General features: G+C 49.5%; 1 protein-coding gene. It reads left to right on the top strand.

What is annotated here, in order from left to right; translation table 11 throughout:
- Positions 1-29: 29 nt before the first annotated feature.
- Positions 30-220: hypothetical protein (locus FS628_RS32480; RefSeq protein ID WP_222125372.1), on the top strand; the 191-nt coding region annotated here is incomplete at its 3' end.

Raw genomic sequence — 220 nt, 5'->3', positions numbered from 1 at the left:
ATGGTTGGCATCGGAAGGGGGGGTGGGAGGTGATAGCCATTGATTGGGGGTTGTTGATGGTGGAATGTAGTGGAGATGTGGGGAAGTTGATGTGTGTTGATAGGGAGTGGTGGGATTGGGAAGTGATGTGTGAAGTGGTTGAAGAGAGAATCGGTCGAGAATGGGCACATAGGTGTAAAATCAAGGAATGTGGGGTGCTTGTCGAAGAAAAGGGGTTGAA

The organism is Paenibacillus xylanexedens (assembly GCF_007676705.1).
Classification (GTDB): domain Bacteria; phylum Bacillota; class Bacilli; order Paenibacillales; family Paenibacillaceae; genus Paenibacillus; species Paenibacillus xylanexedens_C.
Note: the sequence above shows the minus strand (reverse complement) of the source record. Positions and strands in the feature narration are given on the sequence as shown.